General features: G+C 33.9%; 12 protein-coding genes and 1 tRNA gene. All 13 read right to left on the reverse strand.

Features of this window, described 5'->3' with window-relative positions:
* Positions 1 to 84: 84 nt before the first annotated feature.
* Positions 85 to 3,315: a M36 family metallopeptidase gene (locus U0D62_RS12645; protein WP_322287668.1), complete on the reverse strand. Its 3,231-nt coding sequence runs from the start codon at positions 3,313 to 3,315 to the stop codon at positions 85 to 87.
* An 843-nt stretch (positions 3,316 to 4,158) separates the two neighbouring features.
* Positions 4,159 to 4,232, reverse strand: a tRNA-Arg gene (locus tag U0D62_RS12650).
* A gap of 45 nt (positions 4,233 to 4,277) precedes the next feature.
* Positions 4,278 to 4,727, reverse strand: coding sequence for a GatB/YqeY domain-containing protein (locus tag U0D62_RS12655; protein WP_322287669.1), 450 nt, complete (start codon positions 4,725 to 4,727; stop codon positions 4,278 to 4,280).
* Positions 4,728 to 4,881: 154 nt separating this feature from the next.
* Positions 4,882 to 6,885 (reverse strand): cell division protein FtsZ, encoded by a 2,004-nt coding sequence (gene ftsZ, locus U0D62_RS12660; protein ID WP_322287670.1) that lies wholly within the window; start codon positions 6,883 to 6,885, stop codon positions 4,882 to 4,884.
* A gap of 118 nt (positions 6,886 to 7,003) precedes the next feature.
* Positions 7,004 to 8,359 (reverse strand): cell division protein FtsA, encoded by a 1,356-nt coding sequence (ftsA, locus tag U0D62_RS12665; protein WP_322287671.1) that lies wholly within the window; start codon positions 8,357 to 8,359, stop codon positions 7,004 to 7,006.
* An 8-nt stretch (positions 8,360 to 8,367) separates the two neighbouring features.
* On the reverse strand, positions 8,368 to 9,084 hold the full coding sequence (locus tag U0D62_RS12670; protein WP_322287672.1) for a cell division protein FtsQ/DivIB: 717 nt from the start codon (positions 9,082 to 9,084) through the stop codon (positions 8,368 to 8,370).
* A complete protein-coding gene (gene murC, locus U0D62_RS12675; protein ID WP_322288400.1) occupies positions 9,081 to 10,421 on the reverse strand; it encodes a UDP-N-acetylmuramate--L-alanine ligase in 1,341 nt (446 codons plus the stop codon). The genes U0D62_RS12670 and murC overlap by 4 nt, the downstream gene beginning before the upstream one ends.
* Positions 10,422 to 10,444: 23 nt before the next feature.
* Entirely contained in the window at positions 10,445 to 11,551 is a 1,107-nt protein-coding gene (gene murG, locus U0D62_RS12680; protein WP_322287673.1) for an undecaprenyldiphospho-muramoylpentapeptide beta-N-acetylglucosaminyltransferase, read from the reverse strand.
* Entirely contained in the window at positions 11,548 to 12,771 is a 1,224-nt protein-coding gene (locus U0D62_RS12685) for an FtsW/RodA/SpoVE family cell cycle protein (RefSeq protein ID WP_322287674.1), read from the reverse strand. Before U0D62_RS12685 ends, murG begins: the two co-directional genes overlap by 4 nt.
* Before the next feature lie 80 nt (positions 12,772 to 12,851).
* Entirely contained in the window at positions 12,852 to 14,186 is a 1,335-nt protein-coding gene (murD, locus tag U0D62_RS12690; RefSeq protein ID WP_322287675.1) for a UDP-N-acetylmuramoyl-L-alanine--D-glutamate ligase, read from the reverse strand.
* Positions 14,187 to 14,282: 96 nt separating this feature from the next.
* Entirely contained in the window at positions 14,283 to 15,512 is a 1,230-nt protein-coding gene (gene mraY / locus U0D62_RS12695; RefSeq protein WP_322287676.1) for a phospho-N-acetylmuramoyl-pentapeptide-transferase, read from the reverse strand.
* Positions 15,513 to 15,521: 9 nt separating this feature from the next.
* On the reverse strand, positions 15,522 to 16,985 hold the full coding sequence (locus U0D62_RS12700; protein WP_322287677.1) for a UDP-N-acetylmuramoyl-L-alanyl-D-glutamate--2,6-diaminopimelate ligase: 1,464 nt from the start codon (positions 16,983 to 16,985) through the stop codon (positions 15,522 to 15,524).
* On the reverse strand, positions 16,982 to 18,976 hold the full coding sequence (locus U0D62_RS12705; protein WP_322287678.1) for a penicillin-binding protein: 1,995 nt from the start codon (positions 18,974 to 18,976) through the stop codon (positions 16,982 to 16,984). Before U0D62_RS12705 ends, U0D62_RS12700 begins: the two co-directional genes overlap by 4 nt.

Raw genomic sequence — 18,976 nt, forward strand, 5'->3', positions numbered from 1 at the left:
GGTCTAAACCACAAAAAAAGACTATCCTTTCAGATAGTCTTTTTTAAGTTATTACTAAATCTTTTTTTTTATTCTATTAAGAATCTACCTAACCACTAGTTTATGTGTTTCTTGAACACTTCCATCAATTTCAATCTGGATCATATATATACCAGAAGATAGAGATAAATTCTTAGTCGATACGTTATTAATACCAGGATTTAAATCAATCTGAGATTGCCTTTTCCCTAACATATTATATACAGTAGCTTTAATTTTTTTAGCATTTATACTATTCACATTAAGTACAAAACTATCTTTTGTAGGATTTGGATAAAGTGAAGCTATAATTACATTTTCATCTTCAGTACCCAAAATTGGTGTTGTAGGCCCAAAATCTATGGTTGTAAACGATCCTCCACAGGATCCTTCATAAATTTTAACGTTAGAGAAAATAGAGTTATTTCCTGAACTGGCATCGTTATCATTGATAAACACTAAACGATCCATATCCCCTGTATAAAAGTTCCCTACAGGAATAGTATAGGTTGTTGTACCACTAGAATAATTATCAAAATTAGTAACTCCATAGTTTTGAGTTCCATAAACTTTAAAATACATCGTGGAAGTCAATGTATTATCATTCTCAAATCCAATCCCGTGGATTTCTCCTTGAGAAGTACTGCTAAAATCAAATTCTATAACTGTATTTGCAGTTACGGCATAATTCATTGTTATATATTTCCAAGTATTATTCTCTAAGGATAACCCTGATCCTCCATTCACAATGGAGAAATCACCTGCTGAATCTTGATTAGAGAAAGGAGTGATAGTAAAATCATTGAAATCTAAAGCATCACAAGTTGGTGGTGGATTTCCTGTATCATTAGTGATGCTTAAGGCATCAATAGTGATATCTCCTTGCCAACTGGTTCCGGTAACGGCATTCAGTCGTAACTGCACACTTGCATTACCTGCATAAGCAGAAAGATCAATCTCTGCGGCGTTCCAGTCTGTTCCTTGAGCACCCGTTCTTGTAAAAACACTTGTCCATGATCCAGTATTATTAGTTCTAACTTCAATCGTTAAGTTTCCAACAGAACTACCTATCATATGGTATTGGAAATTTAATTTAGGAGCTGTAAGATTTGTAAAGTCCAAACAAGGTGAATTCAGGATTGCTCTTTTGGTAGGGAACCCTGTTCCATTTCCGGATGCTTCTACATAAATGTACGAATTACCATCTATTGCACTACTTGGTCCTGTGCCATTTGAAGGTGTTCCATTAGAATTCACAGTCCAATCTAAATCATCATCACTAGCTTGTGACCAATCTCCTATAGTACCTTCAAAACTTTCATTATAGGGGAAAGATACTATATCTCCTGTACACTCATCTGTTGGTGGCGGATTTCCATCACATGGATTTACAAAAGATATTGTTTGATCATTAGATGCGTTACTTCCACCATTGTTATTTTCTACAGCATCTTGCCCAACACCTCTTTCAGCAAATGCTTTCCAGATAATACATCTATATAATCCCCCAAAAAGATCTTGATCTGCCTGAAGAATTCCATCTCTACCAGAAACATATCCTGGATTGTTTGCGGTATTTTTTAACCCTTCTATTACAAGAGCCATAGCAATGTTATTACCTCCATTTCCGTTATAGAAATCCGAATCAAAGCCTTGATTTTCAATCAATGCCCAAGTCATATCCCATAAAATAGTGGCAAATCCATAACCAATAGGATGAGTTGAGTTAAGGGTTGTTCCAACATCTGCATAATCAGTATCATTAATTGATCTGTCTATAGAATATCTTGTCGGGCGAATTCCGTCTCCAGAAATTGGCTGACCCAAAGCATATGTACCAATACCTCTTCCATCAGTTCCTACATCACTTGCTTTCATAGTGAGAATTAAAGCAAAGAAATCAGACCACCCTTCTCCCATTTGTTCAGATCCTCCTAATACATTAGAAGAAGGACCTCCTACTAATCTTGTAGAAATACCATGCCCATACTCATGAGTAATAATTCCATTATCAAAATCTCCATCTCTTTGAGGATTCGTTGTATTCCATAAGAACATTTGCATCTTTGGATTACTACCATCCGGAGGTGTCCCAAAATTTGCATTATTAATACAACCAGTTCTTGGGTCATTACAGGTTACACTACCATCTTGTGCTTGTGCATCGACAGAATCACTACCGGCTCCTCCTTTGCCATAATTATTTTCTTGAAAATTACCACTAGCTTCATCAAAACCATATTGATAGAATACATCATGTATAATATTATTCCAATAAAATAAATTAGTGATAGCGGCACTTTGATATGTGCTAGGTTGCTGTGTAAGATTTAATGGAAAATCAAAATCTAAACTCGCTCCTCCGTCAGGGGCAAAACCAATACCATTATTATCATTAGTATCTTCTTGCGCCCAAACATTATTACCTCTAGTAATAGTATGTTCTGCTCCAGCAATTCCATTAGTATCATGCCATCCAAAAGGTGATGCGGTGATATTTGCAGGGTTGGTTGCAATAGAACGATTTCCGTGAATTGGACTCTCTACTGGCATTGCAAATACATTATAAGAATCCGGTGCCAAAGCAGCAACAGGTTTAGCAACAGTAACAATTGGAGTTTCTTTTTTAACGAGAATAGAATCATGATTGTGACTCTCATGATTGGTTGTTCCAAAAGAACAATGTAATATCCAGTTTTCTTCATGTAAAATCTCTCCTGTCGTTATATCAACATTTGTATTCCACCAATTTTGCCCATACTGTTCATAAAGATTTACTCTCCAAGTCAGTTTTAATTGATCTCCATCCTGAAAATACACCTTTTCTACTTTGATAGGTTCATCACTTATTCCAGAATCCTCATAAATCAATTCATTACCAGATTTTTTGGAAATAGCGATTAACCTGTTGGGAGTGTTAAGATTATGTTTTCTTATCACCACCATAATGGCAGCTTCTGGATTCATTGAAGATTTTGTAGCAACTACCTTAGACTTTAGATCCTTAACAAATTGATCAATTTCCCAAGTTACTTTAGTGCCATTATCTATCGTAAGTTTGTAAGTAGCATACTGAATAGGGATACCTTTATAAAATTGCTGTATATATACATGTCGTTTTGAAGGATTTAAGGAAGGTACGATATCTGTTATCTTCCATTCTAAAAAATCTTCAGGAGTTTGTATAGATTTAGCATTATCATTTAAATAATTCTGGACAGTTTGATCCAAATTTTGCGCAAATAATGTTTGTCCAACTAATAACATTAGAATGACAAACGAGTACATTTTTTTCATAAAATAAACATTTGAGTTTGTGTAACTCAAATGTAAATAAAACTAAAACGCTAATTACCAAGGATTAAAAAGAGGCTTTTTTTGATTTTTATTTAACAGTTATATCATGATATTTTTAACATTGAAGTTTAAAAGATAATTTCTAAAATAATTTTTACTAATTCACTCAAACACTGAATATTTCTTTTAAAATAATTTTTATAATCTAAGTTAGAAAAAGCAAATAAATGTTTATACCATTTTTAAACTACGGTTAAAGTATTGAATGTTTTTTTATCTTTTATTAAATTTTAGTATTTATTTAACTTATTTTAACTCAATTTAATAGGATAAATGGGTAAAATAATACATTCTTGTAATCATTTCTATGCTTTATTAATCATTTATTTGTTGACAACCTTCAAAGATGTAAATTATAATCTCTAAAGAGTTTCAAGATGAATAAACATTATTTCCGTATCAGGTAAAAATGACAGTTTTTTAAATTATTTTTAAAAAAAACCACATAAATTAACTGTAAACAAAAGTAAACTGATATAAGTTATTAGCTTAAAATCAATGTTTTCATTTTGACAGGATATAGTTAAAATAAGTTTGAACTTATCAGGTTTTTAAAAATAGTTCAAACCAATAGGTAATTAAAAATAAACGAATTATAAAAAAAATACTCTCTTGGGTATAAATACAAAACCTTGTATCTTTTTAGAATACCGGATTTTATACATTAAAATGACCACGGAGAGATTGACTTCGTCCTTCCCATAAAACTCCGTTTTGAAAATAACCCAAACAAAAAAACGCTCAAGCGAACTTGGCGTTTTTTCTTATTGAACTATTTATTCGTGACCGTGGAGGGATTCAAACCCCCAACCCTCAGAGCCGAAATCTGATGCGCTATTCAGTTGCGCCACACGGCCATTTCTATACTTTCAAGATTTTAAAAATTTGAAAGTATATTTTATTTAAGATAACTTACTTTTTACAATTGTTGAAATGGTTTTACCATCTGCTTTTCCTGCCAATTGAGAAGAAGCCATACCCATTACTTTACCCATATCCTTCATTCCTTCTGCACCCGTCTTAGCGATTATATCACTCACAATCTTTTCAATTTCTTCCTGATCTAACTGCTCTGGTAAAAATTTCTCGATTACTTTGGCTTGATCTAATTCAGGCTGTGCTAAATCATCTCTACCTTGTTCAGAAAAAATAGTAGCACTATCTTTTCTTTGTTTTACAAGTTTTTGTAATAATTTCAGCTCTTGATCTTCAGTCAATTCTTCTTTTGCTCCGCTCTCTGTTTGAGCTAATAAAATAGCCGATTTTATCGCACGCAATGATGTTAAAGCATTTGTATCTTTAGCTTTCATAGCTTCCTTCATTGCTGTCATTACATCTTGCTGTAAACCCATAATGTTATATTTTAATCTTTAGGACTGCGAAGATAAAAAATAAACCGATAATCTTAGTTTAGATTATCGGTTTATATAGTTATTTTTCAGAAGTCAACTTTACAGTTATATCTATAAAATCATTCAGTTTACAATTTCTGTCTAACAAGTAATATTAGTCAACATTATCGTGCAAAAACGAATTGTTTTTACGCAATTGAATATCATCATTACTATCGGTTCCTAAGGAAGTTCTGGACAATCCAGAATCTTCTGGTTTAGAATCAACATCAATCCCTGCACGTTTGTAAGCCGGTTCTTTTTCTATATCGTCAATATTAGAGCTATTCCTGAATTTATAATTAAATTCTTTCATCTTAGCACGTCGTTCTGCAGCTCTTGCTTTAAGTGTTTCTGATATTGGTTGATTTACAGGATCAGCTTCTTTACTAACCTCTTTCTCTGGAGCTGGAGATACTGTTTTCTTTTCAAAAATCACCTCTTCATCTTCTTCAATTACTTCTGCTGCTGGTTTAGCTTCTGTTAATCGTTTCTCCTCTTCCATATAATCCTCAAGGCTATATTTACGTATACCTCCAGGAACTGTATCACTTGCAGGAACAACTTCTATAGGATCATTTACCTCTACATCTAATATATCCTCTGTTAAATCAAAAATAATTGGTTTTTCATCCTCCTCTTCTGGTTGTACTGCAGATATATCTTCAACAAGTTTTACCTCTTGATCAGAAGCACTCACCCCGTTATCAACCGGCATATCAAATGCTAAAGTAAATTGATCTTCCTCTTCTTTACTAGTAACAGCATTAGATGCTTCTACTTCTTCTGCATCTTTAACCTCAATCTCTTTAATAATATCCTGAGCATTGATAATCACAAAATCATTTTCTGGCGATAATGGTTTCACCACTTCATATTCTACATCAATATTTTTAAGAAATTCAGTCGTTGGTAATAATAGAGATTCTCTTATACTTTCCTCTTCTTCATCTTCGATCAATTCATGCTTGATGATTGGTTCTTCTTTTATTTCTTCTTTTTGAGGTATTGGTGTAAACACTGGCGTTACTTTACCAGTAGATTTAGGTGTTAGATCTTGTACAGCTGCCCTTTGTTCATCCTCAAGTGTATGAATAATTTTTTTGGTTTCTGTATTTACAATTTCATCTTGTTGCTCTACATCAAATCCTGTTGCAATAACTGTTACTGAAATTGCATCTTCTAGTGCTTCATCTTCACCAACTCCCATAATGATATTAGCACTATGACCTGCTTCCTGCTGGATATGATCATTAATCTCACCAATTTCATCGATCGTTATTTCCTCTCGTCCAGATACAATAAGTAATAATACATTTTTAGCGCCTGATATTTTATTGTCATTTAATAACGGAGAGTCTAATGCTTTCTCAATTGCGTCGTGCGCACGTTTGGCACCAGAGGCATTAGCAGAGCCCATGATTGCCGTACCACTATTACTTAAAACCGTCTTAGCATCACGTAAATCTATATTTTGAGTATAATGATGTGTAATAACCTCTGCTATACCGCGAGATGCTGTAGCAAGTACTTCATCTGCTTTAGAGAAACCAGCTTTGAAGCCTAGGTTACCATATACTTCTCTTAATTTATTATTATTAATTACTATTAAAGAGTCTACATGAGCTCGTAGTCTCTCAACTCCTAATTGAGCCTGCTCATTACGCATTCGACCTTCAAACTGAAAAGGTATTGTTACAATACCGACAGTAAGAATATCTAACTCCTTTGCCATCTTGGCTATTATTGGTGCAGCACCAGTACCTGTACCTCCACCCATACCAGCAGTGATAAATATCATTTTGGTATTGGTGTCTAACATGGTTTTTATTTCTTCATAGCTTTCTACAGCAGATTGCTCTCCCACTTCAGGATTAGCGCCTGCTCCTAATCCCTCTGTTAAAGAAACTCCTAATTGAATCTTGTTAGGAATAGGACTATTCTCTAACGCTTGAGCATCTGTATTACAAATCACAAAATCAACTCCTTTGATCCCTTGCTGGAACATATGATTGATAGCATTGCTACCTCCTCCTCCAACGCCGATCACCTTAATCACGTTTGATTGGTTTTTAGGCAAATCAAACGAAATATTTCCGAACTCCTCGTTATTACTCATAATTGCTAATTTTCTGGTTCTCTTACTTTTTATTTTTTTTATATTTTTTTAATGCCTATAAGTTGATTTCTTAATAAAAACAACTTATTACATTTACTTTCTTTTCTAAATTGATATTCTATTCGGCATTATCAAGAAACTCTTTAAATTTCTCAGTCCATTTTTCAAGAATATTTTTCCTTGGTTTTGTACTTATTTCTCGTTTTGTTTCTTCTTCTACCTCTTCATCAACCTGAGTGTCTTCTACTTGTTGAGTCACTTCCTCGTTTACAACGGTTTCTTTTACAGTTACCTTTTTCTGTTTTTGAATATATGCCAAGCTATCCATCACTAATCCAACTGCAGTGGCGTACATTGGACTTGTCGTTTCTGGATCACTATCTCCTGCCAAGTGTTCATTAGGGTACCCTATACGAGTATCCATTCCTGTAATATATTCTACCAGTTGTTTAAGATGCTTTAATTGCGCTCCTCCACCAGTAAGTACTATACCTGCTATTAATTTTTTCTTTGGTGATTCATGTCCATAATTTTTGATTTCCAAAAACACTTGTTCTATAATCTCAACTACTCTGGCATGAATGATTTTTGATAAATTCTTAAGTGTAATCTCTTTTGGCTCTCTTCCTCTTAATCCTGGAATTGACACAATCTCATTGTCTTTATTTTCTCCTGGCCAAGCAGAACCAAATTTAATTTTAAGTAATTCTGCCTGTTTTTCAATAATGGAACATCCTTCTTTAATATCTTCTGTTACCACATTTCCTCCAAATGGTATTACCGCTGTATGACGAATAATACCATCTTTAAAAATTGCAAGATCTGTAGTACCACCTCCTATATCAATCAAAGCTACTCCTGCTTCTTTTTCTTCCTGACTTAATACTGCATTTGCAGATGCCAAAGGTTCCAGAGTAACATCAGATAGCTCTAACCCAGAACTTTTTACACACCTTCCGATATTGCGAATAGAAGTTACCTGCCCTACCACTACATGAAAATTAGCTTCTAATCTTCCTCCATACATCCCTACAGGCTCTTTTATTTCGGCTTGACCATCCACTTTATATTCTTGTGGTAATACATGTAATATTTCTTCTCCAGGTAACATTACTAACTTATGTACTTGATTACATAGTGTGTCAATATCTTCTTCATCAATTACAGCATCTGCATTAGGTCTGGTTATATAATCACTATGTTGTAAACTTCTGATATGCTGACCTGCAATACCAACTGTTACATCATTAATTTTCATACCTGAAACACTTTCTGCCTCATGGACAGCTTGCTGTATTGATTGTATTGTTTGCGTTATATTATTTACTACTCCACGGTGTACTCCTAAGCTTTTGGATTTACCAACTCCCAACACTTCCATCTTGCCGTATTCATTATATCTGCCGACCATAGCAACAATTTTAGTTGTTCCTATGTCCAATCCTACCGCTATTTCATTTACTTCTCTTTCCATAGTTGGTATTATTTAATGGTACACACCACTTGATTACTAAACTGTAAACTGACTTTTTTATATCGATCAAGACTCTGGTCTTTTAGTCCTTTTTGATAAAAGGCTTTAAAATTCCTGATCTTACTATTTAAATCTTCTATTTTCCCAAAAACTACCGTAAATGAGTATACGCGTAGTCCTAATTCATAATTCCCTTTAGCGTTTCGATAAATACTAACCACGTGTTTTTTTAAAAATTCATCTTTTTGAATTTCTTTTAATAATGGAAAAATTTCCGAAACTTCCCGTTCTGAAACATTATGCACTAACGGCACATGAGCTGAATAATTATTAGACAGCGGCATCGTATTACCTGTAACATCTACATAAAAAGGAGTAACCGCATTCACCCTAGCAATTGGGGTACGTTGCTTTATTCTGGCTCTAAGCTCTCCATTTACAGTAAGATACACGTCAGAATCCTCTACCATTTTGTGTGCATCCAACTCTTTTTCTACGGTATTCAAAACTAAAATTTCTTTACCCACGCTCGTCACTTGTTCAGGATTTTGTATTAACAATTTATTAACCGTTTGTTCATTTACATACCGATTCTGTTCCTGAATAAATTCTACTTGTACTTCATGCACCTTACGCAATTCGTTCCTTTTACCTGTAAATGCAAAAAGAAAGACGATCAAAGCGACTAGCAGTACATATTTTATATATATCAACATCTTTTTCATGCTAATAGTGCTTCTTTTATACTTTTTACCTCTTCTCCTATATCACCAGCTCCAATAGTTACTATTACTCGAGCGCTACTATCCATTACCTCATCGATAAGGCTGTTTTTTGTAACTAGTTTTTTATTTTGAAGTTCCACCATTTCTAATAACCAAGTTGAAGTAACTCCATCAATAGGTAATTCTCTTGCTGGATAAATATCTAATAACAATAACTGATCAAACTGACTAAGGCTTTTTGCAAAATCTTCTGCAAAATCTCTTGTTCTACTATACAGATGTGGTTGAAAAATTGCAAGCACCTTTTTATTTGGATGCATTTCCCTTACTGCTTGATGCAACGCATTAATTTCTGTAGGATGATGAGCATAATCATCTACATACACCAAATCATCTGTTTTAATCTGATAACTAAATCTTCTTTGTACCCCTTTAAAAGAAAATAAAGCCTTTGCTAAAGAGCTGGTCGGGGAGCCATAAAGCATCGCTATAGCAAAGGCTGTAATAGCATTTAACAAGTTATGTTTACCTGGCAGGTTTAAATGCAAATCCCTAATGAGTTTGTGTGGCGTATTTAAATCAAATATATAAGTCCCGTTATCTATTCTAATATTTTGTGCGCAGTAGTCAGAGTCATCTTCTATCCCAAAAGTAATTCCTGAAAGTGGTAATCCATTACACACTAATAAATGGTCTTTTGCTCTTGAAGAAAATTCTATAAAAGATTCTTCTAATGCATTTGCTTCTTCATAGATATCCAAATGATCAGCATCCATTGATGTTACTGCTGCAATATCTGGATACAATTGTAAAAAAGATCGATCAAATTCATCAGCTTCTACAACCACTACATCATTTCCTTCCAAAACTAGATTAGAGTTATAGTTTTCACTAATTCCACCAAGAAAAGCAGTGACCTTAGCTTCGCTTTCTTTTAATAAATGTGCTAAAATTGCTGTTGTAGTAGTTTTTCCGTGAGTACCTGCAACGGCTAATGTATAGGTGTCTTTTGTTATGATTCCTAATACCTCTGCTCTTTTCTTTATAGTATATCCTTTATCTATAACATAATTGAGCTCTTGATGATTTTTAGGAATTGCCGGTGTATATACAATTAGCGTTTCTTTTTTATCCAAAAATGTTTCAGGAATCAAATCTACATTATCTTCAAAATGAATTGCGATACCCATCTCGGATAAATCTGAAGTAATCTGACTAGGTGTTTTATCGTATCCAGCAACGTTTTTTCCTAAAAACTTAAAATATCGTGCAAGCGCACTCATACCGATACCGCCTATACCGATAAAATAAATGTTTTTTATGTTTTCTAAACTTATATTCATGCATTATGACACTTACCTTATTTAGTGTCTTTTTTCATTAATTTTTCAATTTCATCAACTATATCTGACGTTGCATTAGGCAATGCCATTTTTTTTATATGATGTGTCAGTTTAATTCGCATAGCTTCGGACTCTAACAACTGTGAAACTGTTTTTTGAAATTTTTCTTCCAACTCAGTTTCTTTAAGCATTTTTGCCCCATTTTTTGCAACTATGGCTTCTGCGTTTTTTGTTTGATGATCTTCTGCTACGTTTGGTGACGGAATAAATAAAGTAGGTTTAGCTACTATACATAATTCTGATACCGAACTTGCTCCTGCTCTTGAGATAATTACATCCGCCGCAGCATATGCCAGATCCATTGTATTTAAAAACTGATGTACTTGTATGTTTTTATGTTCTTGGTGTTTTTGATATTCCTGATAATATAATTTACCACATTGCCAAATTACCTGAACATCCTTTTCTTTAAAAAAACCAAGTTCTTTTTCAATCAATTGATTAACTCTTCTAGCTCCTAAACTTCCTCCAAGCACAAGTACTGTTTTCTTTTCTTTATCAAGATTATATTTTACTACTCCCTCTTCTCTTTTTCCTTCTATCTTAAGTAAATCTTGTCGAACAGGATTACCTGTCTTGATTATCTTATTATCCGGAAAAAATCTTTCCATACCATCATAAGCTACACAGATTTTATCCGCTCCTTTTGCTAACCATTTATTAGTAATTCCGGGAAACGAATTTTGCTCTTGAAGTACTGTAGGTACTTTTTTCGAGTTTGCCATTTTTAGTAATGGTCCACTAGCAAAACCTCCAGTTCCTATTACTATATCGGGATTAAACTTTTTTATAATCTTTCTAGATTTCCAAAGACTACTTATAAGCTTTATGGGGAACAAAAGATTACTCCAAGTTAATTTTCGTTGAATACCACTGATCCATAACCCAATAATCTCATACCCGGCTTCTGGTACTTTTTGCATCTCCATTCGATCTTTGGCCCCAACAAAAAGTATAGAGGCTTCGGGATACCTATTTTTTACCTCATTGGCAATCGATACCGCAGGGTAAATATGACCTCCTGTGCCTCCTCCAGATAATATAATTCGTGGTTGATTGCTCATATAACTTCGCTCAATACTTCTAATGGATTTTCTTCTTGATCTTTATATTCTTTTTCTTCTCTATTTGATCTCTCTTTTGCAATAATTCGCTCTCTCTTTCTACTTACACTCAATACGATTCCTATAGCTAGACAAGTCATCCAAATAGAAGTCCCCCCACTACTAATTAGTGGAAGTGTTTGTCCTGTAACAGGAAATAATTCTACAGCTACAGCCATATTGATCAATGCCTGAAAAACTATGGGTAATCCTACACCAATAACTAGTAGTTTACCAAAAACATCAACACTTTTATGCGCCACTATCACCAGTCTAAACAATAACAACAAATACAATAACAATAGAAAAACACCTCCTAAGAGTCCCCACTCTTCTATTATAATTGCAAAAATAAAATCGGAAGATGACTGCGGTAAAAAGTTTCTTTGTACACTTTTGCCTGGTCCTTTACCTATAACTCCTCCACGAGCAATCGCAATCTTGGCTCGTTCTATTTGATAGTCTTCCTGCGTATCTACTCCATTTAAGAAATTATCAATCCTATTCTCCCAAGTAGTTACACGATTAGAGAATGAATCAGGAAAAGCTTTAGCCACTAATACAAAAAAGGTAAGTGCTAAAAGCCCCGTTCCTAAAATCGTAAAAATGTACTTTAAAGGATACCCTCCTAAAAACACCAACATAATTATCATTGAAAATATAATTGCAGTGGTCGAAAAGTTTGCCGGCAAAATCAGCATTAATATCAAAAACACTGGTAGCCATAGTGGAAGCAATGTTTCTTTGAAAGAGATTTTCTTATCTTTTATTTTTGATAAATACCTTGCTACATATGACATTAATACTACTGCCGCTAATGTAGATGGTTGAAATGTAACACCTACAAATGGCACTCTGATCCATCGACTGGCATTTGCTCCTCCGATTGTGTTATTTTGAGCCATTGTCACTAAAAGCAATACAACAATGACCGGTATCATAATTATAGAAAGGCCTTTAAAATAATGATATGGTATTTTATGAACTCCATACATAATCAAAAAACCTAATACCAAATGTGCAAAATGTTTGACCAAAAATGTAAAGGTATTACCATCACCGTATAGATATGCTAAATTACTACTAGCACTATACACTGGGAGAAATGAAAATAAAGCCAACAACGCTGCTACCGCCCAGATCACCCGATCACCTTTTATGTTTGCTAATATTTTGGTCATTCTTATTACTATTTGTTTTTTATCTCTATTGCCTATTCATTAAAAATGCATTAGGATATTTTATGCTTTCTTTGATCTAACTATAGTTCTCTTACTGCTTCTTTAAATTGTCTCCCTCTTTCTTCATAATTTTTAAACAAATCAAAGCTTGCACACGCTGGAGATAATAGTACATTATCATTACGCTCTGCAATCTTATATGCTATATTTACTGCTTCTTTCATAGATTGTGTTTCTAAAATATTATCGACACAATTTCCAAAGGCATTAATTATCTTAGTATTATCAACTCCTAAACAAATAATTGCTTTTACTTTTTCATTTACCAAAGGATACAATTCTGTATAATCATTTCCTTTATCCACCCCTCCAACAATCCAAACTGTGGCTGACTTCATTGCATCCAATGCATAGAAAGTAGCATTAACGTTAGTAGCTTTAGAATCATTGATATACTGTACATTGTTAATTTTCAATACACTTTCTAATCTATGTTCTACTCCATGAAAGTTTTCTAAGCACTCTCTTATGGTTGTTTTTCTGATTTTCAACAATTGTGCTACTGTGGCTGCGGCCATAGCATTTTTTACATTGTGATTTCCTTTTAGTGCTAAATTTGTTGTTGGCATGTTAAATTTGTTGTTATCTATAGTTATTTTTATATTTCCTTCTTCTAAATAAGCTCCTTCTTTCACCTTTTTAGTTAATGAAAAAGGCAATAATTTTGAACGAATGGGGTGTTTTTTCAGATGTTCTGTTATTACAGTATCATCAGCATCATAAATGAAATAATCATCTTCTGTCTGATTCATCGCGATTCTGAATTTAGAACTGATATAATTTTCAAACTGATATTCATATCGATCTAAATGATCAGGCGTAATATTTGTTAGAACCGCTATATGAGGAGCAAAATCTACAATCCCATCTAATTGAAAACTACTCAACTCTAACACATAATTAGGCTTATTCTTCTCAGCTACCTGCTTTGCAAAACTATCTCCGATATTACCAGCCATATTTATATCTACTCCTCCTTGCTCAAGCACGTAATGTGTGAGCATAGTTGTGGTAGTTTTACCGTTACTTCCAGTGATCCCAATTATTCCGGCAGAAGTATAAGTAGATGCAAATTCTATCTCTGATACTACTGGAATTTTTTTAGCCAATAGTTTTAATACTAATGACACCCTATCAGGAATTCCTGGGCTTTTCATTACAATATCTGCATTGAGAATATCAGCTTCTGTATGCTGTTGTTCTTCCCATTTGATTTCAAAATTTTTAAGAACTTCTTTATAATGATTTGTTATTGTTCCTTTATCCGAAACAAAAACTTCAAATCCTTCTTTTTTTCCCAGAATAGCAGTTCCTACTCCACTTTCTCCTGCTCCTAATACTACTAATCGTTTCATCTGTCCCTTTTTATTATCTTCTTTCAGTTGTCAGATGGAATTCACCATTAAAAACATTTCTGTTACTTACTTTAATTATTAAAGCTCATTTTATAATTATCTAACCTTCAAAGTCACTACTGCGATAATTGCTAGAACAATCCCAACAATCCAAAATCTAGCAACAATCTTACTTTCATGGATTCCTTTCTTTTGATAATGATGATGTAATGGTGACATCAGAAACACTCTTCTTCCTTCTCCATATTTTTTTCTGGTATACTTAAACCAACTCACCTGGATCATCACGGATAATGTTTCTATAAAAAATATCCCGCAAAGAATTGGTATCAAAAACTCTTTACGAATTGCGATAGCAATCACAGCAATAATCCCTCCTATGGTAAGACTACCTGTATCTCCCATAAATACTTGTGCCGGATAGGTGTTGTACCACAAAAAGCCAACTAATGCTCCGGCGAATGCAGCAATATAAATGGTCATTTCTCCAGAATTAGGGATATACATGACATTTAAGTAATCAGAAAAAATAATGTTACCCGATACCCAAGCAAACAATGCTAATGTCAACACCATAATTGCCGATGACCCTGCCGCCAATCCATCTATCCCATCTGTAAGATTTGCTCCGTTTGAAACTGCTGTTACAATAAAAATCACAATCGGAATAAATATTATCCAAGCATATTTTGCCAATTCTGGACTAATCCAAGTAATCAAACTAGAATACTCGAACTCGTTATTTTTAAAAAAAGGAATTGTTGTTTTTGTAGATTTTATCGCAGGATTGAATTCTGATTCTCCTTCTACATTTGCTACCTGCTCTGTTTCTGATTTAACCTTCTCTTCTTTGATCGTTATATCATTATGAAAATACATGGTGCATCCAACGATAAGTCCAAGTCCAATCTGACCTATCACCTTAAATTTTCCTGCTAATCCTTCTTTATCTTTTCTCTTTATTTTTAAAAAATCATCGGTAAAACCAATTATCCCCATCCATATTGTAGTGACAATCAATAGGATCACGTAGATATTATCCAACTTGGCAAATAACAATACTGGTACTAAGGTTGCCAAAATAATAATTACACCTCCCATAGTAGGAGTTCCTGCTTTTTCGGCTTGTCCTTCTAATCCTAATTCACGAATACTTTCGCCCATTTGTTTTCTTCTCAGAAAACCAATGATTCGTTTACCATAAATCGTTGAAATCAATAGAGACAATATAATTGCCATGGCTGCTCTAAACGTGATAAACTGAAATAGTGATGCTCCAGGGAACTGGTACTCGCTTTCCAAATATTCAAACAGATAGTATAACATCGTATCTTTTTACTTGTTTAGTTTATTTAGTTCTTCTTTAACAATTTCAAAATCATTAAAATCTATTCGTTCTCCATGAATCTCCTGATAGGTTTCATGACCTTTTCCTGCTATAAGTATGATATCATCTTTTTCTGCTAGCTGACAGGCTGTTTTAATAGCTTGTTTTCTATCGGTAATTGATAATGTTTTTTTATAATCTTGAGGCTCTACTCCTTTTTCAATGTCTTCAATAATTTGTTCCGGTTTCTCAGTTCTAGGATTATCACTTGTAAAAACCACTTTATTACTAAGTTTTGCAGCAATATTACCCATAACAGGGCGTTTCATTTTATCTCTATCTCCACCACATCCAACTACTGTGATCAATGTTTCATTATTAGTTCTGATATCGTTAATCGTTTCTAACACATTTTTTAACGCATCAGGTGTATGTGCATAATCTACTATTGCAGTAATCTTGCTTTCTGAGATTAGATATTGAAATCTACCGCTGACGCTTTGAAGATCACTCAATAACCTAAGTGTTTCTATAGATTCAAGACCCAACAACTCTGCTGTACCAAAAATTGCTAACAGGTTATAAGCATTAAAACTTCCGATAAGTTTAGTCCAGACTTCATGATCGTTAAGCTTTAGCAACAATCCTCCTAAGCTATTTTCTAATATTTGCCCTCTAAAATCAGCATACGATTTTAATGCATAACTGTATTGCTTTGCTTTTGTATTTTGAAGCATAAAGCTTCCATTTTTATCATCTTTATTTATTAAAGCGAATGCTTTGGGAGGTAATTGGTCAAAAAACTCCTTTTTCACATCTCTATATTCTTTGAATGTATTGTGGTAATCCAAATGATCATGAGAGAGGTTTGTAAAAATCCCACCTGCAAATACAAGTCCTTCTGTTCGTTTTTGGTGAATTCCGTGAGAACTTACTTCCATAAAACAATATTCTACACCTGCCTCATTCATTTCGTGCAAATACCTGTTAATCGCTATAGAATCTGGCGTAGTATGTGTTGCTTTATATTCGGTAGTATCAATCAAAACCTTTACAGTAGACAATAAGCCTACTTTAAAACCAGCTTTCTTAAAAAGTTGATACAACAATGTAGCTATGGTAGTTTTACCATTAGTTCCTGTAACACCTATTAATTTTAAGTTATCTGAAGGAGAATCATAATAATTAGAAGCGGTCATTGCCAACGCAGATTGCGCATCTTCTACTTCAACATATGTTATACCGTCTACAGTAATATCTGGTGTTTTTTCACATATTATCGCAATTGCACCCTGATTTATAGCTTTTTCAATAAAATCATGACCATCGGATACAGTTCCTTTAACAGCAACAAACAAGTCATTCTGTTCGATTTTTCTAGAATCGAACTCTATCTTGTTAATACCTGTTTTTGTATTACCAATTACTGCATTAATTGCAACTTTATAAAGAATGTCTTTTAACTCGGTCACGATAATTCTAATCTGATAGTTTGATTTATTTGTACTTTAGTTCCAGGTTCTATAGATTGTTTTTTTACTCTTCCTGACCCTTTTACTTCTACCTTTAATCCCATATTCTCCAACAATGAGATTACATCCATTGCGGGCATCCCTTTAACATTAGGCATAATTGTTTTATATTTTTGTGCTTTCTGGTAGTAACCGTTATAACTTTTGGCAACCAAAACACTTTCTTTTACCTCTGCAGAAACCTCATCTATTACTGGTATATCATTATAGATTTTCATGGCAATCGTTTTAAATACTGGTGCTGCTACAACATTACCATAATACCCCTTTTCTTTATTTGGCTTATGAATTACCACAATACAAGAATACTTTGGGTTATCTGCTGGAAAATACCCTGCAAATGACGCTATGTATTCTCTTTCTTTGTCCTTACCATAATTACCCCAACAGGTCCCGGTTTTTCCTGCTATTAAAAAGTTATCTGTATCAATATTATCAGCTGTCCCTCTTCTCACTACATTTTTCATCATTTCCTGAACAATTTTTGCCGTCTCTTTAGAACAAATTGTAGGATTAAGCACCTCTTTATCAAACCGTTCTTTGGTTCTATCCCAAGCTTTAACTTCTTTGATAAACCTAGGTTTAACCATTTCTCCATCATTAGCAATTGCATTATAAAATGCTAATGTCTGCAATGGAGTAAGGGCTACACCATAGCCGTGTGCCATCCAGGGCAAGGTTGTACCATACCAATTTTTATCTCCTGGATAAGGTATTTTTGGTACTCCTTCTCCTTTAATAGATAAACCCAATCTTTCTGCTAATCCCATATTGATTAATCGATCAACAAATTTCTCTGGGTTATCTTTATATTTTTCATTAATAATCTTTGCAAAGGCTGTATTCGAAGAAATCTCAAAAGCTTTGGCCGCAGAGATTTTTCCGTATCCTCCCCATCTGGAATCTTTTACCGTTCTATCATAAAACTTCACCCTTCCGTTCTCTGTGTCCACAACATAACTAGAGTCTATAGCTCTGTCTTCGAGTGCCGCAACCATTGTCATTAATTTAAATGTAGACCCTGGTTCGTGAGATTCTCCAACCGCATAATTCAGTTTTTCATAATATTTACCGGCTTTGGTTCTTCCCAAATTTGAAATCGCTTTTATCTCTCCGGTTTTTGTCTCCATTACTACAACGGTTCCATGCTCTGCTTCAAAATGTTCTAATTGTGCTAACAAAGCATGGTGCGCAATATCCTGAATATTCACATCAATAGTAGATACTACATCATACCCATCTCTAGGCTCTACTTCATTATCATCGCCGATAGGTTTCCATTGATTTTTAGCAATTTTTTGTTTCTTGCGCTTTCCATCTCTTCCTCTCAGAAAACCTCCATATGCACCTTCTAAACCAACTCTGGTATAATACCCTTGATCATCTCTACGTTCATATCCAACCGTGCGTTCTGCTATTTTACCTATTGGATGCTCTCTAACTGTACGTTGTTCAACAATTAAACCTCCACGATTTGCTCCGTACTCAAACAAAGGGAACTCTTTAACTCTCATATATTGAGAATATCCTAAATTTCTTCGAATGAGTAAATACCTATTTTTATTAGACCTTGCATTTCTTATCATTTTATTATAATAGGAAACAGGCTTATTGAATTCTTTTGAAAGAGCCTCACAAAGAGGTTTAATATGCTCTCTAAAGTCTTTATCTGTTACAGTTACCGCATCAAACCTAATATCATACTTAGGTACTGAGGTAGCTAGCAAATTACCTTTACTATCATAAAGATTACCGCGATTGGCAGGAATATCAAAGGTTTTAAAAACCCGTTCCTGACCTTTTTTACGATACATATCCCCTTCAACAAACTGTATGTTTATTAACTTCACACCAACAGCGATAGCAAAGATGAACATACACCCTGCGATAAAATACAATCGGTTTAATATGTTTTTTTCTTTTATTGCCAA

This window comes from Aquimarina callyspongiae, assembly GCF_034322225.1.
Classification (GTDB): Bacteria; Bacteroidota; Bacteroidia; order Flavobacteriales; family Flavobacteriaceae; genus Aquimarina.

Bases quoted from the DNA above. Each gene is read 5' to 3' on its own strand.
- U0D62_RS12645 (WP_322287668.1), bottom strand. From the start codon at position 3,315: ATGAAAAAAATGTACTCGTTTGTCATTCTAATGTTATTAGTTGGACAA.
- U0D62_RS12655 (WP_322287669.1), bottom strand. From the start codon at position 4,727: ATGGGTTTACAGCAAGATGTAATGACAGCAATGAAGGAAGCTATGAAA.
- ftsZ (WP_322287670.1), bottom strand. From the start codon at position 6,885: ATGAGTAATAACGAGGAGTTCGGAAATATTTCGTTTGATTTGCCTAAA.
- ftsA (WP_322287671.1), bottom strand. From the start codon at position 8,359: ATGGAAAGAGAAGTAAATGAAATAGCGGTAGGATTGGACATAGGAACA.
- U0D62_RS12670 (WP_322287672.1), bottom strand. From the start codon at position 9,084: ATGAAAAAGATGTTGATATATATAAAATATGTACTGCTAGTCGCTTTG.
- murG (WP_322287673.1), bottom strand. From the start codon at position 11,551: ATGAGCAATCAACCACGAATTATATTATCTGGAGGAGGCACAGGAGGT.
- U0D62_RS12685 (WP_322287674.1), bottom strand. From the start codon at position 12,771: ATGACCAAAATATTAGCAAACATAAAAGGTGATCGGGTGATCTGGGCG.
- murD (WP_322287675.1), bottom strand. From the start codon at position 14,186: ATGAAACGATTAGTAGTATTAGGAGCAGGAGAAAGTGGAGTAGGAACT.
- mraY (WP_322287676.1), bottom strand. From the start codon at position 15,512: ATGTTATACTATCTGTTTGAATATTTGGAAAGCGAGTACCAGTTCCCT.